Annotated in this window: 9 protein-coding genes; 6 read left to right on the top strand and 3 right to left on the bottom strand. The window is 65.4% G+C overall.

What is annotated here, in order from left to right; genetic code table 11:
• Positions 1 to 28: 28 nt before the first annotated feature.
• Positions 29 to 3,091: a GGDEF and EAL domain-containing protein gene (locus Q7J58_RS04980; protein WP_304824279.1), complete on the top strand. Its 3,063-nt coding sequence runs from the start codon at positions 29 to 31 to the stop codon at positions 3,089 to 3,091.
• Positions 3,092 to 3,256: 165 nt separating this feature from the next.
• Here Q7J58_RS04980 and Q7J58_RS04975 read toward each other — a convergent pair whose 3' ends face one another.
• Together Q7J58_RS04975 and Q7J58_RS04970 are read right to left on the bottom strand one after the other, a co-directional pair.
• Positions 3,257 to 5,734: an ATPase, T2SS/T4P/T4SS family gene (locus Q7J58_RS04975; RefSeq protein ID WP_304824276.1), complete on the bottom strand. Its 2,478-nt coding sequence runs from the start codon at positions 5,732 to 5,734 to the stop codon at positions 3,257 to 3,259.
• A gap of 207 nt (positions 5,735 to 5,941) precedes the next feature.
• Entirely contained in the window at positions 5,942 to 6,706 is a 765-nt protein-coding gene (locus tag Q7J58_RS04970; RefSeq protein WP_304824273.1) for a sulfite exporter TauE/SafE family protein, read from the bottom strand.
• A 203-nt stretch (positions 6,707 to 6,909) separates the two neighbouring features.
• On the opposite strand from Q7J58_RS04970, the gene Q7J58_RS04965 reads away from it, so the two are divergent.
• Positions 6,910 to 7,533: a glutathione S-transferase gene (locus Q7J58_RS04965; protein WP_304824270.1), complete on the top strand. Its 624-nt coding sequence runs from the start codon at positions 6,910 to 6,912 to the stop codon at positions 7,531 to 7,533.
• 176 nt (positions 7,534 to 7,709) lie between these two features.
• A complete protein-coding gene (locus Q7J58_RS04960) occupies positions 7,710 to 8,024 on the top strand; it encodes a DNA-binding transcriptional regulator (RefSeq protein WP_304824267.1) in 315 nt (104 codons plus the stop codon).
• Positions 8,025 to 8,350: 326 nt separating this feature from the next.
• Here the strand turns inward: Q7J58_RS04960 and Q7J58_RS04955 are convergent, their stop codons facing one another.
• On the bottom strand, positions 8,351 to 10,402 hold the full coding sequence (locus tag Q7J58_RS04955; RefSeq protein ID WP_304824264.1) for a cation:proton antiporter: 2,052 nt from the start codon (positions 10,400 to 10,402) through the stop codon (positions 8,351 to 8,353).
• 415 nt (positions 10,403 to 10,817) lie between these two features.
• On the opposite strand from Q7J58_RS04955, the gene Q7J58_RS04950 reads away from it, so the two are divergent.
• From Q7J58_RS04950 to Q7J58_RS04940, 3 genes are read left to right on the top strand one after another with little or no spacing between them, the layout of a single operon-like run.
• The gene (locus tag Q7J58_RS04950) at positions 10,818 to 11,048 is read left to right on the top strand and encodes a hypothetical protein (protein ID WP_304824261.1); all 231 of its coding nucleotides are present in this window, start codon (positions 10,818 to 10,820) and stop codon (positions 11,046 to 11,048) included.
• Between the two features lie 8 nt (positions 11,049 to 11,056).
• Positions 11,057 to 11,782: an ABC transporter ATP-binding protein gene (locus tag Q7J58_RS04945; RefSeq protein ID WP_304824258.1), complete on the top strand. Its 726-nt coding sequence runs from the start codon at positions 11,057 to 11,059 to the stop codon at positions 11,780 to 11,782.
• Positions 11,766 to 14,282: an FtsX-like permease family protein gene (locus tag Q7J58_RS04940; protein WP_304824255.1), complete on the top strand. Its 2,517-nt coding sequence runs from the start codon at positions 11,766 to 11,768 to the stop codon at positions 14,280 to 14,282. The genes Q7J58_RS04945 and Q7J58_RS04940 overlap by 17 nt, the downstream gene beginning before the upstream one ends.
• Positions 14,283 to 14,369 lie beyond the last annotated feature (87 nt).

Below are 14,369 nucleotides of genomic sequence, written 5' to 3'. Positions count from 1 at the left end.
GTTCACGCCCGATGAAACAAAGTTTTGTATGCCCAACACGCTGCCACCCGCCGGCCTGAACATGTTGCCGTCCTCCGAGGAGGTCAATGCGGTGTTCGAGCACGCTTCGCTGGGCATGGTGTTGACGCGCAACCGCACCATCGTGCGCTGCAACCGGGCGTTCGCGCAGCTGATGGGTGTTCCCGCAGAGCAACTGATCGGTCAGCCGGCCAGCACCTTGTTTGACAGTGTGCAAAGCTACGAGGCGTTTGGCCAACAGGCCAGCCCCATTCTGGGCCAAGGGCAGGTTTTTCGGTGCGAGCATGTGTTTGTGACGGCCCTGGGCGCGCAGTTGTGCTGTGTGGTCTCGGCGTCTGCGATCGACCCGGTCCAACCCCAGCTGGGCACCGTTTGGGTGCTTGACGACGTGACGGCAGAGCGCGCCCAGCTCCAGGCGTTGCGCGACGCTTTGCAGCGGTTTGAGTCGCTGATGAGCAATGCGCCCATGGGCATCCTCATGACCAGCAACCGCCGCGTGGTGCAGGCCAACGCCCGGTTCTGCCAGATGTTTGGCTACGGGCTTCAGGACATCCCGAGTATGCCCGCCGTGGAGCTGTTTCCGTCTCAGGCCGACTACGACCAGTTTGGCCGATTGGCCGCGCCGCTGCTGAGCAGCGCCCAGTCTGTGGATGTGGAAATCCGCATGCGCCGCAGCGATGGGCAGGTGTTCTGGACGCAGGTGGTGGGCTATGTGGTCAACCCGGAAGACCCTGATCAGGGCACGTTCTGGATCGTGGTGGACCGCTCCGAGTCGCATGCGCTGGCCGATTCCTTGCTGCAAGCTGTGCACGAAAACACCACGCTGTTCAACGAGGCCCCGTTGGGCATGGTGGTGGTCCGGCAACACGAGATGCTGCGCTGCAACCAGCGGTTTGAATCGATGATGGGGGCATCCAGAGGCAGCCTGGCAGGGGTGCTGTCCAGTGCCATGCACCCCGATATGGCGAGCTACTGCCGTTTTGGCTCGCAGATCTACAAACCGCTCAAAGGGGGCATGGCGGTATCGCACGAGACCCAATTGCGGCGGGTTGACGGCACGGTGTTCTGGGCGCGCCTGTCGGGCCGCCGTCTGGAGGCGGGAGACTGGAGCCCCGAGAGCACCACCCTGTGGTTGGTGGAAGACATTTCCGAACGCCGCAGCAACGAACAGGCGCTGCACGCCGCCACGAGCCTGAACCGGGCGGTGCTGGCCAGTGCCAGCATGGCCATCATTGCCACCGATCCCCAGGGTGTGATCAGCCTGTTCAACGCAGCGGCCGAGCGCTTGCTGGGTTATGCGGCCCATGAGCTGGTGGGCCGGCACACGCCGGGCCAATTTCATCTGGCTGAAGAGGTGCAGACCTACGCCCAAGAGCTGAGCGCCGAATTCAAAGCGCACGTTTCCCCCGGATTCCAGGTCTTTCGCTGGCGCGTGGACCGGTGGGGCAAGGACGAGCGCGAATGGACGTACCAGCGCAAAGACGGAAGCCAGGTGCCGGTGTTGCTGTCGGTCACGTCGCTGCGCGACGAAGCCGGGCAGGTCAGCGGCTACCTGTGTGTGGCCACCGATATGACCGAACAGCACAAGGCACGGGAGGTGCTGCGCGGATCGCAGGAAGAGCTGGAGCGGCGGGTGCAGCAGCGCACCCACGAACTGGCGCAAAGCCACACCCGCCTGGAGGCCGAGATCGCCGAACGCACCAGAATCGAGGCCGTCATGCGCAACATGGCGCACTACGATGCCCTCACCGGCTTGCCCAACCGCAATCTGCTGCACGACCGCCTGGAGCAGGTGCTGCTGCAAACCAGCCGCAACCGCGAACAGATGGCGATCATGTTTCTCGATCTGGATCGTTTCAAGAACATCAACGACAGCCTGGGCCACACCGTGGGCGATAGGTTGTTGCGTCAGGTGGGGCTGCGCCTGTCGCTGTTGCTGCGCGCCAGCGACACCCTGGCCCGCCTGGGTGGCGATGAGTTTGTGGTGCTGTTGCCGCGGTTGAGCCATCCGATGCAGGCGCAAACCGTCGCGGAAAAGCTGGTGGAAACCTTGCAGGAGCCGTTCGTGGTGGATGGCCACACCTTGCACATCAGCACCAGCATTGGCATTTGCCTGTGCCCTGACGATGGCACCCACACAGCCACCCTGTTGCGCAACGCCGACACGGCCATGTACCAGGCCAAAGCAGGTGGGCGCAACACCTTTCGCTTCTACACCGAGAGCATGAACGCTGAGGCAGAACAGCGTTACCGCATCGAATCGGCCCTGCACGAAGGCATCAACGACGGCGAGCTGATGTTGTATTACCAGCCGCTGGTGGACATGCGTTCAGGGCAGATCTTTGGGGCCGAGGCGCTGGTGCGCTGGCAGTCGCGGTTGCTGGGCATGGTGCTGCCCAACCAGTTCATCAGCGTGGCCGAAGAAACCCATCTCATCGCCAAGCTCGACAGCTGGGTGCTGCGACAAGCCTGCCAGCAAGGGGCACAGTGGCAGCGGGAGCTGGGGCGCGACTGGCTGGTGGCGGTCAACGTCTCGGCCCGCCAGTTCCGACGCCACGACCTGGTGGCGTTGGTGGCCGAGGTGCTGGCCGAAACGGGCCTGCCCCCGCACCTGTTGGAGCTGGAGATCACCGAGTCGAGCCTGATGCACAACGTAGACGACGTGATCCAGCGCATGGATGCCTTGGTGCGCCTGGGTGTGCATCTGGCTATTGACGACTTTGGCACGGGCTACTCCAGCCTGGCCTATCTGAAGCGGTTTCCGGTGCAAAAGCTCAAGATTGACCAGTCGTTTGTGCGGGGTCTGATGGACGACGACAGCGATGCGGCCATCGTCAAAACCGTGATTGCACTGGCCGATGTGCTGGGCCTGAGCCTGCTGGCCGAGGGCGTGGAAACCACCGCCCAGCTGGCCATGCTGCAGCAATTGGGTTGCCACCGTTTCCAGGGTTATCTGTTTGGCAAGCCCATGCCGGCCGATGAATTTGCCCAGCGGATGGTGCTGGATGCGAACACGCTGCTGCACTTGCAAACGTTGGCGTTGCCCGCCCACCCCGCCGAGCCCACGGCTTGAACCCTGCGCCGCTCCCGCCCCCGGTGCGTTTCAGCCAGATGTTGGCCAATCTGGTGGGCAATGCCGTCATGCTCCGAATACGATCGCACACGGGCGCATGCCACGCGTCGGGCCGGGAAAGCGCCGGGCGGAGCACGTCGGGGCCGGCCAGCGTCACCATGCCCTTCAGGCGTTGGAGATCACCCGAACTTCCTCGAAACTGGTCAGGCCCTGCAGCACCTTTTCAATACCGTCTTGCCGCAGCGTGCGCATGCCTTCGCGCATGGCTTGCTCCTGCAGTTCTTCGGCGCGGGCGCCGCGCTGCACCAGGCGACGCATCTCGCGCGAGACGGTCAGCAACTCATGAAAACCCAGCCGGCCCTTGTGTCCTGTGCCGTCGCAGGCCTTGCAGCCGGGGCTGCGGTAGCGGGTCAGGCGGCCGTCGGTGCCGAAGCGCTGCGCCCAGTCGGCGCGCAAGCTGGCCGGTTCTCCGCGCAGGTCTTCGGGCATGACGTGCAGATAATCCGCCAGCCATTCGTCCACCAACTCGGCCGATGCCGGCGCGGCCGTGCGGCACTGGGTGCACAGCCGCCGCCCCAGCCGCTGCGCCAGCACCGCCAGGAGCGAGTCGGCGAAGTTGAACGGGTCCATGCCCATGTCGAGCAGGCGGGTGATGGTTTCGGGCGCGCTGTTGGTGTGCAGCGTTGAGAGCACCAGGTGGCCGGTCAGCGAGGCTTCGATCGCCATATGGGCCGTTTCGGCGTCGCGGATCTCGCCCACCATGATCACGTCGGGGTCGGCGCGCAGGAAGGCGCGCAAGGCCTTGGCAAAGGTCCAGTCGATCTTGGGGTTGACCTGCACCTGGCGCAACCCCGGCTGGGTGATTTCGACCGGATCTTCGGCGGTCCAGATCTTGGTTTCGGGCCGGTTGATGTGGCCCAGCGCCGAATGCAGGGTGGTGGTTTTGCCGGAGCCGGTCGGACCTACGCACAACACCATGCCGTAGGGACGCTGGATGGCGTCGCGCAGGCGGCTGTAGTTGACGGGCGCCAAGCCGATGGCTTCCAGCGGCAGCGGCCGCGAGGAGGCCAACAGCCGCATCACCACGTCTTCAAGCCCCTGGGTGGTGGGGATGGTGGCCACGCGAAGCTCCAGCCGGTGCTGGGGCGAGAAACGGGTAAAGATGATCTTGCCGTCTTGCGGGCGGCGGCGTTCGGAAATGTCGAGGTCGCACATGACCTTGATGCGCGAGACGACGGCCGCGCGGTAGGTGTGGGGCAACTCCATGTGAAGGAGCAGGTGGCCATCGCGCCGGAAGCGGATGCGTATCTTCTCGCGTCCGGGTGGGCATTCGATGTGGATGTCAGAGGCACCTTGCTGCGCGGCGTCGATGATGAGTGTGTTGATCAAGCGCACCAGCGAGTTGTCGGACTGCTCCAGGGGCCGCTCGTCGCCCTCTTCCTCCTTGGCCGAGCGCTCCAGGCTTTGCAGCAGCGCGCCGCTGGTGAGCACCTCGCCACCGCTGTCGCGCGGTGTCTGGACGGGTTCGACGTCCAGACCGTGTTTTTGGTAGGCCTGCTTCAAGCCGGTGACCAAGGTGCCCACCTGCGGCAGCACCGGCACCACACGGTACTGTGTGAGGAATTCCAGCTCGGTGATGAGGTTGCGCCGGGTCGGGTCGTCCATGGCCACGATCAGGCGGCCCTGCCGCAGCAACAGCGGCAGCACCTGCAGCCGATCGGCCACCGCGTAGGGCACCGCCTTGAGGGCATCCAGGTCGAGCGGAAAGTTCCGCACATCGACGGAGGGGTAACCCATTTTGTGGGCCAAGGCGGTGCGCAGGTTTTCGCGTGTGACCAGGCCTTTGCGCACCAACAGCTCGCCCAAAGGCAGGCCTTTGCCTTCGACCTGCAGGCGCAACGCCTCTTCGAGGTCGGTCTCGGTGATCATGTCCAGCGCCACCAGCGCCGCGCCCAGGCGCATCACCGGCAGGTGGCGTTGCATGTCAATGGCTTCGAGCAACTGCTCAGGCGTGATGATCTGGCCGCTGACCAGAACCTCCCCGAGCCGCTGTTGGCGCAATTGCGTCTGCTCCTGCACCACCTGCTGCACCTGACCTTCGGTCACGTGTTCTTGCTGGACCAGAATTTCGCCCACACGCCCACCCACGGTGAAGCTCTCGTAGGCGTGGTTGGGGATGAACACCCTGGACGTCACGCCGGCGTTGTCCAGCGGAGGAAACAGAAAGAGGCCCTGCTTGAGCTCGACCTGACCCACCGTCTGCCCCCCCAGGTCTTCACCCGCGCTCATCTGCACTTGGTAGCTGCTGTCGGGCCGGTGGGCCAGCAGCGCTGCATGGGGGTCGCCACCAGCGGTCTGCTCGGGCCGTATCGGTTCTTCGAGGGTCAGGCGCCGGAGTTGCGAGAACTTCAGCGTGATCGGGCGCTTGACGCCAAGGACCTGCACCAGCACCTCTTCGCGTTGCAGGTCAAAGTTCAGCAGCTGGACGCGGTTGTGTTTACCACCCAATCCCTCAATTTCGCAGGGCAGCGGCCCTTCGGTGGGCTGCACGCGGGGGTAGGCCGCAAACGGTGGGGTGGGCCAGCCAAACGCGTAAGGGTGCCCGGGGACCACGTCCATGGGCTGGGTTTCGTAAAAAGACATGGTGGTCGTTGAAGTGAGGGCCGTGGGGGTACCCTGTGTCCGGGCGTTGCGTGGAATCCCGGTCCGCAACGGCACGGGACCCGCGGGGGCAACAGGGGTGCAAGCGGTGGATAAAAACAAACCCGTCCAATAGGATTAAGTATGGCACGCGCGGTTCGGTTGTTGACGCCAGAGGCGGCGGCAAGAACAGAACAAAACAGACCCGATTCAGGCGCTGCGCGCAAAAAACAGCGCGCTCATGACCAGCCCCGTCACGATCACGCCCCAGCGCACCCACGACGCAGGCAGGCGCTTGGACCAGCGCGCGCCCAGGAAGCCGCCCGCTGTGGCGGCCACCATCATCAACAGACCTTCCTTCCAGGCAATGGCGCCGGCCAGCACAAACGCGCCCACCGCCAGCCACGAGAGCACCAGCGAGTTGAGGTTCTTCAGCGCGTTCACGGTGTGGATGCGGCCCTCGCCGGTGACGGTGTAGAGCGCCATGAGCAAAATGCCCAGACCGCCGTTGAAGTAGCCGCCGTAAATGGCCACCAGCAGCAGGCCGGGCTCGCGCCAGGCGGCCAGCCCCTGCCCCTCTTTGGAGGCCGCCTGCGCACGCCGCGCCAGCGCCGGCCCGGCGGCAAACAGCGCGGTGGCAAACAGCAGCAGCCAGGGCACGATGCCGGCAAACACCTTCGCGGGCGTGACCAGCAGCAACAGCGCCCCGGCCACGCCGCCCACCGCCGACAAGGCCATTTCGCGCCGCAGGCGCCGCGTGGGCAGCGCACCCAGCTCGGCCCGAAAGCCCAGCGTGCTGCCCAGGTAGCCCGGGCTCACCGCCAGCGCGCTGGTGGCGTTGGCCATGATGGGCGGTACGCCAGCAAACACCAGCGCCGGAAAGGTGAGAAAGCTGCCGCCGCCGGCGATGGCGTTGAGCACACCCGCGGCAAACGCGGCCGTGGCCAGCAACAGGGAAGTGGTCCAGGCATCCATGGGGATTTTGGGGTTGGGCGCGCACGCGCGGGGTCAAAACCATCGATTATGGTCAGCGGCCCGAAGCCACGGCACACTGGGAACCTCGGCCCACCCAGGCGGCTCCGACAGCCAGCGCTTGTGCCACACCCCCACCGCCTCCCGCGCCTGCCCACCATGTCCACCATGTCCACCATGTCCACCAGCACCGGACCCCTCCCACCATGAACCTCATCGTCCACCACCTCAACCACTCCCGTTCGCAACGCCTGCTGTGGCTGCTCGAAGAACTGGAACTGCCCTGCGAAATCCGCTTCTACGAGCGCAACAAGGCCACCATGCTCGCCCCGCCCGAGCTGAAAAAAGTGCACCCGCTGGGCAAATCGCCGGTGCTGGAAGACGGCCCGCTCAAGCTGGTGGAAACCGGCGCCATCTGCGAATACCTGGTCGACAAGACCGGCCGCCTGGGCCCCACCGACCCCGGTGAAGGCCTGCGCAACTACCGCCAGTTCATGCACTACGCCGAAGGCTCGGTCATGCCCAACCTGCTGCTCATGCTGGCCATGAGCAAGGTGCCGCTGATCGGCAAGGTCGCCGTGAAGAAGGTGCAACCCATGGTGGACGTGCACCTGGACTACGTGGAACAGGTGCTGGCCTCGCGCCCCTGGTTCGCTGGCAAGGCGATGACCGCCGCCGACATCATGATGAGCTTCCCGCTCGAAGCGGCTGTCTCACGCGCAGGCCTCGGCCCCTCGCGCCCCGCCACCATGGCCTGGCTCAAGAAGATCCACGCCCGCCCGGCGTATCAGGCCGCTTTGAAAAAGGGCGGCGAATACGCCTATGCCTGAGCCCCCACGCTCCACCGCTGCGCGGGTCGCCGCCCGAGGCCGGCATCAAGGTGGGCGCGCAAAGCGGGTTTGACCGCCGCCATCCTGTGTGAAGCGGTCGACGACATGATGCAAGGCCTGGTCCAAGGCGATCGACTCGGCAAAGGTTGCTGGTGAACTGATAGAGGTGGAGTGCCATGCGAAAAACTGAATCCCCGATCCTGGCCGCTGTGCACGACACGGCCAAAGGGCTGCACAAGGCGGGCGTGATGGATCAGCTCACGCTGCGTGAATTCGACCCGCTGTGCCTGCCGCCGGTCGAGCCGCTGCAGCCGAAGCAAATCACACACATCCGCGAAACCACGCGGGTCAGCCAGGCGGTGTTTGCCCGCCTGCTGAACACCAGCCTCTCGACGGTGCAGAAGTGGGAAATCGGACAGAAAAAGCCGACGGGCACGGCGCTGAAGCTGCTGCACCTGGTGCCAAAGCGCGGCATCGAGATCGTGGCGTGAGCGCAGGTGGCATCCGGCTCATGTACCGCGACACGGACACGTCGGGATGGGGTCAGTTCACACGTACGCGGTCACGGTCAGTTGAAGGCTGGTTGTTGTCATTGATGTCTACGTCCAGAAACCCTGTGACTTTCAAAATTGAACATTCGACAGATAGCAGGCGCTTGCATGACCGCTGTGCTTCCAAGACCGGCTACTCGACAATCAGTGGCAATACCCCTCCGGGCAGTCCAAAGGGTTGGTCACGAAATAAAGCACCACCGTAACTGATCCTCACCCGCAATTGGTGCTCAACCTCCCAAGGTCGTCACCGCTGAAGCTGTCGACTAGGTCATACGCGTTGCGGGCTCAGGGTTCACGACGGAACTGGGGTTCCCAGTGCGCGATTCACCGGCGTAGAGGAAGATCAGATTGGAGTTAGGGAAGGATTCTGATAGTTCTTCTGGCAGTCGAGTCATGGCATGAAGCCGTGCCATGCCGCCTTGCCGTGCGCCAATGAGAACAATGAGATCACCATCGCGGTGCAGCTCCTTGAGCACACGCGTCAGTGCGGGCCATGTGTCTGTTGGCCCCAACGTTAAATCGCAGTCGGGCCTGAGTGAACGCATCCGCTTGAACATCCTGTCAGAGCCCTTTTCCGGCGTTATCAACAGCGCTGGGGCACTGAGCTGACGCGATAGCCGCTTGATCAGCATCATGCCGTTGTTGAACCCTGGCTCAAGATCAGCCTCAGGGGGCACTGCCAGCAGCACTCTGCGCGTGGTGTTGAGGGGCTCCCGCGGCCGAAGCACCACCAGCGAAAAATCGCGGTCGCGCAACAAGTTCTCCATGAGCGAGCCGAAGAAGAACTCCGGGGCACGACTCTGCTCACTCCAGCCCATCAACACCTCAGACGCATTGAGCTCACGCCGGGCCTTCAGGATGCCGGATGCCAGGTTGAGGTCAATGCGCGTGAGGGGTGTTGATGGCACTTCGGCCTGAGACAGATAGTTGACCGCATTCCCAAGTACCCGCTCCGCACTGGACACCAGTGCAGAGGTGTCCCCGTTGTCTTGGATCACAGAAATGGGGTAGATGGGTTGTTCGTGCTCAGGCTTGCGCAGCAGCATGGCCAGATCCAACAAATGCCGGCTGGGCGAGGCCTCCGTCAGCGCCGTGAGAATGCGTTGCTGTTCTACCGCCATGGGCTCTGAGTCTTGCTCCATGGTCTGGACCATCCTGCGGCCGTAGCGGTCAACCTGCCACGGGGCGATGACACAGGTGACCAAAATCATCACGATGGCGCCGTTGACCACGGCATCATCAAATAGCCCGATCTCGTAGCCCACCACCGTAGCGGCCAGGGTCGCTGCTGCCTGCGCCAAACTGAGCCCGAAAACCACGCGGGCTTGGGCAGTGTTGTAGCCCAGTATCTTGCTGCTGATTTGAGCGGCCAACCATTTGGCAACAATCACGGTGGCCAACATCGCCGCCGCGACCAGCCAGGCTCGCCATCCGGACAAGAACACCCGGAGGTCCAGCAGCATTCCGACCGAGAGCAAGAAGAAAGGCACAAAAATGGCCTCCCCGGTAAACTGGATTCTGTTCATCAGCGGGCTGTTGTGCGGGATGAGCCGGTTTAACGCCAGGCCCGCCAAAAAAGCCCCAACAATGGGTTCAGAACCCGCTGTATGGGCCAGGCTGGCGCAGCCAAAAACCACTGCGAGCACGAAGACGAACTCCGTCACACCGTCGCGTCCCACGTTGCGGAAAAACCACCGCGCAAGCTTGGGCAGGCCGTACAGGATGGCCAGCACATAGAGCCCAAGACTGGCAGCCAGCCGATACCAGAAGAACTCGTCGACCTCACCCCGAACAGAGCCGGCAATCACGGCCAACACCAGCAGGGCCAGCGTGTCGGTGATGATGGTGCCTCCAACGGCCGTAGTCACGGCGGTATCGTGCGCAATCCCCAGTCGGCTGGCGATGGGGTAGGCCAGCAAGGTGTGGGAAGCGAATAGCGATCCCAGCAATATGGCCGCCGGCCATGAGAACCCGAGTAAGAAGTGCCCCACCAACGTGCCCAGGCTCTGGGGTATGGCAAAGGTCAGCAGTCCAAATACCATGCTGTGAAGCTTGGACCGCTTAAGAACCACCATGTCGATCTCGAGGGCTGCGGTGAACATGATGTAGAGCAGTCCCACAGTGCCGAAAAGGATGAAGGATTGATCTCTGGCCAGTACACCCAATGCATTCGGCCCGAGGACGGCGCCTGCCAACAGCAGCCCAATGGTTCCAGGCAGCTGCCAGCGACCCATGACGATAGGCGCCAATAGGATCAGAAATGCAACGACCGCAAAAACGGCAACAGGATCTGAAACTCGCAGAACATCAAACATGCTGCATTGCACCACGAAAGCATCGCAACCTCGGTGACGAGCATGATGGCTCCAAACAAGGAACGCGTCTGCAGGCATTCATGACGGAGCGCCCCTCTACACATGCGCTGGGTTCTCCCGGGTCCCAACAGCGAAGTCGCCCGCGACGTTGGCGCAGCCTCATGACAGCAGTGCCCCCTACAGCCGCAGCTCACGCCAGCGCTGGTCCCCTTGTCAAATTGCCGATTCACGACAGTCAGCGTGCATAAGCCCGGCAGCACCCACCGGCAGCAATTGCTGCTCAGCGGCCCTTGGTCTGATCGGCACGGAGCCACGTAGAGGGTCCCCCACCAGCCCTTCCATCCCGTCCCCCCGCATAAGCAAATCACCTAAAAATTGTTGGTCACCACCGCCGCGCGGCCCATGATCCGCGCCCATGCTGTTGCCCGAATCCACCCACGCGCTGTCCGTGGGTCGCCTGATCGCGCTGCTGGGCTGCGGCTTCATGCCACTGTTTGTCCGCCGCTGGCTGCCCGCGCGCGAGACGCTGACGCAGCCGTTCACCGCCAGCGCCGTTCTGGCCGTTCCAGGCGGGTTGAAGGGCATGCGGTGCGCCGCTGGCGGGAACTTGAGAACCTGGGGCAAGCTCTGCCCACGAGCTTATTGACACCGCCCATGCCACACACCACCCAACACCTGATCGAGGTCGATGACCTGTCCATGCACTATTCCATCGGCACCCGGCAGGTGCAGGTGCTGCGCGATGTGAACCTGCGCATTGCCGCCGGCACCCGCGTGGCCATCGCCGGCCCTTCGGGCTCGGGCAAGACCTCGCTGCTGTTGCTGCTGAGTGGCCTGGAGCGCCCGGCCGCCGGTCGCATCCGCATCGCGGGCACCGACCTGGCCAGCCTCGACAGCGACGGCCTGGCCGACCTGCGGCGCGAACGCATCGGCATCGTGTTCCAGAGCTTTCACCTGCTGCCCAGCCTGAGCGCGCTGGACAACGCCGCGCTGCCGCTGCAAATGGCCGGGGCCAGCGGCGCGCGCGACGTGGCGGCGGACATGCTGCGCCGCGTGGGTCTGGCCGAGCGCATGCACCACAAGCCATCGCAGCTCTCGGGCGGAGAACAGCAGCGCGTGGCGATTGCCCGCGCGCTGGTGCACCGCCCGCGCCTGCTGCTGGCCGTCGAGCCCACCGGCAACCTGGACGACCACACGGCCGAGGCGGTGCGCGAGCTGTTGTTTGGCCTGAACCGGGAACTGGGCACCACCCTGGTGCTGGTGACGCACGACCTGGCGTTTGCCGCCCGCTGCGACCGCGTGCTGCGCCTGCACGAAGGCCGCTTGCAAGAAACGCCCAACGAACGCCAGTCGGAGCACCCCCGTGCGGTTTCTGCTTGACCTGGCCTGGCGCGACCTGCGCGCCAGTGGACGGCGCCTGTGGATTTTTGTGGCCTGCCTGGTGCTGGGCGTGTCGCTGGTGGCGGCGGGCGGTGGCCTGTACCGCCAGGTGGCCGACGCGATGCGCACCGACGCCCGCGCCCTCTTCGGCGGCGATGTGGAAGTGGAGTCGCCCCAGCCCCTGCCGGCTGACACGCTGGCCTGGATGCAGGCGCGCGCCACCGTGTCGCGCGTGGTCGAGCTGCGCACCATGCTGCGCACCGAAGACGGCCGCGCCCAGCTGATTGAGCTGCAGAGCGCCGACGCGGCTTACCCGCTGGTGGGCCGGGTGGAGCTGAACCCGGCCGCGCCACTGGCCGACGCGCTGGCCCAACGCGACGGCCAATGGGGCGCGGCCATTGACGGCGCTTTGGCCACACGGCTCGGCCTGCAACCCGGCAGCCGCATCGCCATTGGCGACTTGGACTTGGTGGTGCGCGCCATCACGGTGCGCCAGCCCGACCGCAGCCTGCGCGCCGACTGGGGCGCTGCCCCGGTGCTGGTGGCCGAGGGTGCGCTGCTGGCCACCGGCCTGGTGCAGCCGCTGAGCCGGGTGGACTACCGCTACCGCGTTCGCGTGGACGCGCCCAGCACCCAGGCCGCCACCGCCTGGCGCGATGGCTTCATGGCCGCCTTTCCCACGCTGGATGCCGAGGTGCGCAGCTTTGACGAACGCAGCGACCGCGTGGCCGAGGTGCTGGGCCAGATCGCTTCGGGGCTGATGCTGATCGGTTTTTCGGCCCTGTTCATTGGTGGGCTGGGCGTGTTCAACAGCGTACAGGCCTACCTGCAAGGCAAGCTCACCAGCCTGGCCACGCTGCGTGCGCTGGGCCTGCGCGACGGGCGCTTGGCTGCCATGGTGCTGCTGCAAATTTTGATGCTGGCGCTGCTGGCCAGCGCGGTGGGCGTGGCGCTGGGCATGGGCTTGGCGCTGGCGGGCGCCCAGCTGGCCGCCGACAAACTGCCAGTGACCCTGTTGGTGCAAGGCCTGTGGCAGCCCGCGGGGGTGGCGCTGCTGTTTGGCGTGCTCACCGCGCTGGCGTTTTCGCTGCCGGCGCTGGGCCGCGCGCTGTCGGTCAGCCCGGCCACCTTGTTTCGGGGTGTGGAAGGGCAGGCGCTGCACACGCCGCGCCGCGCCTGGTGGCTCACCGCCGCCGTGGCCACGGCCACACTGGTCCTGCTGGTGGCGGTGCTGCCCGACCCGCGCTTTGGCCTGGCCTTTGTGCTGGCCACCGCCGCGCTGCTGGGCGTGCTGGACCTGGTCACCCGCGCGCTGCGCCGCCTGGCCGCAAAGCTGCAACACCACCCGCGCCTGCCCTTGCCGCTGCAGCTGGCGCTGGCCGGTTTGCAGCAAACGCATTCACCGCTGCGCACCGCCTTGCTCTCGCTGGGCTCGGCCCTCACCCTGCTGGTGGCCTGCACGCTTGTGGTGATGACGCTGCTGCGCACCGTGAACGACACCGTGCCCGCCAACGCCCCGGCGCTGGTGTTTTACGACGTGCAGACCGAGCAAATTCCGCTGCTGCGTGACACCTTGCAAAGCGCCAGCGCGGGCGCGGAACTGCGCACCGCGCCGCTGGTGCTGGGGCGGCTGTCGGCGGTGAACGGCGAAGCGCTGCGCGAAAGCGCCGATGGCGCCCGCGCCCGGGAAGCGCGCGACGAACACAAGCTGAGCAACCGCTCGGGCAATTTCGACGACGTGGTGATTGACCGGGGCGCCTGGTGGCCCCCAGACCACAGCGGCGAACCGCTGGTGGCCATGGAAGACCGCGAGGCCGACGAACTGGGCCTGCAAGTGGGCGACCGGCTGCGCTTTGAGATCATGGGCACGCCGGTGGGGGCCACGCTGGCCGCCATCTACAGCCAGCGGCGCCTGCAGTCGCGCCTGTGGCTGGAAGCGATTTTCAGCGACGGCGTGCTGGACCCCTTCATCACCCGCCATGTGGGCGCGGCCTGGCTGCCGGTGGCGCAAACGCTGGATGCGCAAGACCGCCTGGCCGCCGTGGCGCCCAACATCGCCACCGTGCGCACCGAATCGCTGCTGCGCGAAACCCGCGCCCTCATGGGCCGCGCCAGCAGCGGGTTGGCGGTGGTGGCGGGCGTGTGCCTGGCGGCCAGCCTGCTGGTGCTGGCCAGCGTGGTGGCGGCCAGCCGCAGCCGCCAGCTGTTTGACGCCACGGTGATGCACGCGCTGGGCGCGCGCCACTCGCTGTTGCGCCGGGTGCTGGTGTGGGAATACGTGGTGCTCGCCACCGTCACATCCGCCTTTGCCCTGCTGGCGGGCAGCGCGCTGGCCACCGGCCTGCTGCTGTGGCGACTGGACATGAGCCCGGTGGGCCTGTACTGGAGCGGCGCGCTCACCGCGCTGCTGGTCAGCGGCGTGAGCCTGGGCCTGGGCGCGCGCTACCTGCTGGGGCAGATGCGGCTGAACCCGGCGCTGCTGCTGCGCAGCGGCGGTTAGGCGCCTGCCACCTGCGCTGACCTTCTGGCATACCGGCTGCACAACCGATCGTTTTTGACGCCAGTGTGAAACCGGGCCGGGTGGCCG

The organism is Hydrogenophaga sp., from assembly GCF_030656115.1.
Lineage (GTDB): Bacteria > Pseudomonadota > Gammaproteobacteria > Burkholderiales > Burkholderiaceae_C > Hydrogenophaga.
The sequence above is the reverse complement of the archived record's forward strand: the minus strand, read 5'-3'. Positions and strand labels throughout refer to the sequence as shown.

Coding starts and splice junctions, on each gene's coding strand:
- Q7J58_RS04965 (WP_304824270.1), top strand. CDS start 6,910: ATGAACCTCATCGTCCACCACCTCAACCACTCCCGTTCGCAACGCCTG.
- Q7J58_RS04975 (WP_304824276.1), bottom strand. CDS start 5,734: ATGTCTTTTTACGAAACCCAGCCCATGGACGTGGTCCCCGGGCACCCT.
- Q7J58_RS04955 (WP_304824264.1), bottom strand. CDS start 10,402: ATGTTTGATGTTCTGCGAGTTTCAGATCCTGTTGCCGTTTTTGCGGTC.
- Q7J58_RS04980 (WP_304824279.1), top strand. CDS start 29: ATGCCCAACACGCTGCCACCCGCCGGCCTGAACATGTTGCCGTCCTCC.
- Q7J58_RS04950 (WP_304824261.1), top strand. CDS start 10,818: ATGCTGTTGCCCGAATCCACCCACGCGCTGTCCGTGGGTCGCCTGATC.
- Q7J58_RS04960 (WP_304824267.1), top strand. CDS start 7,710: ATGCGAAAAACTGAATCCCCGATCCTGGCCGCTGTGCACGACACGGCC.
- Q7J58_RS04945 (WP_304824258.1), top strand. CDS start 11,057: ATGCCACACACCACCCAACACCTGATCGAGGTCGATGACCTGTCCATG.
- Q7J58_RS04970 (WP_304824273.1), bottom strand. CDS start 6,706: ATGGATGCCTGGACCACTTCCCTGTTGCTGGCCACGGCCGCGTTTGCC.